This is a genomic window from Pseudomonas sp. K5002 (genome assembly GCF_013386655.1).
Taxonomy (GTDB): domain Bacteria; phylum Pseudomonadota; class Gammaproteobacteria; order Pseudomonadales; family Pseudomonadaceae; genus Aquipseudomonas.
Window position 1 is genome coordinate 1 of the sequence record NZ_JACARK010000886.1, and the last position, 787, is coordinate 787.

Consider the following 787-nt stretch of genomic DNA (forward strand, 5'->3'; position numbering starts at 1 on the left):
TCGAGCAGGCCAAGGTGTTGTGGCAGCAATTGGCTCCCGCCGCCGAGCAGTTTTCCCGGCCGCGGCATTTTGGGCGGCGGGCGTTTTTGGGCGGGGCGATTGCGGCGTCGGCGGCGGTGTTGATGGTGCGGGTGACGGTGCCGGGTGGGTTTGCCGGGTTGACGGCGGATTACCGCACCGAGGTCGGGGAGCAGCGGCGGGTGGAGTTGGGTGATGGGGTTCGGCTGGAGCTCAATACGCAGACGCGGATCAGCCGGCGTGAGGGTGGGATTGAGTTGTTGGAGGGGGAGGTCGAGGTGCTGGCCGATGCTGCGATGCCGCTTCAGGTTCAGGCGGGTGGAGGGTGGTTGAGTGCGGCTCGGGCGCGGTTCAATGTGCGCAATACGGATCACAGTGTGTGTGTGACGTGTATTGATGGGGCGCTGTTGGTGGGTGTTGGGGGGCGTACGGTTCGGCTTGAGGGTGGGCGGCAGCTGACTTATGACGCCAGCGGTGTGGGTGAGCCGGTGGCGGTGGACGTGCAGGCTGTGGTGGCTTGGCGGGAGCAGGTGCTGGTGTTTGACAATGCGACGCTGGCGACGGTGGTGGATGAGATCAATCGCTATCGGCCGGGGATGTTGCTGCTGATGAATGCGCAGTTGGGCAAGCGGCGGGTGCAGGCGCGGTTTAGTCTGCATCAGTTGGCGGGGGTGGCGCTTTTGATTCGCGATGCGTATGGGGCCAAGTGTACGGAGTTGCCTGGCGGTGTTGTTTTGTTGAGTTAGATCGGTGTGCATATCCGTTATTT

General features: G+C 63.4%; 1 protein-coding gene. It reads left to right on the top strand.

Annotated features, from left to right (window positions below):
* The coding region (locus HX846_RS30490) for a FecR family protein (protein WP_178966811.1) at positions 1-764 on the top strand (764 nt) is incomplete at its 5' end.
* Between the last annotated feature and the right edge of the window lie 23 nt (positions 765-787).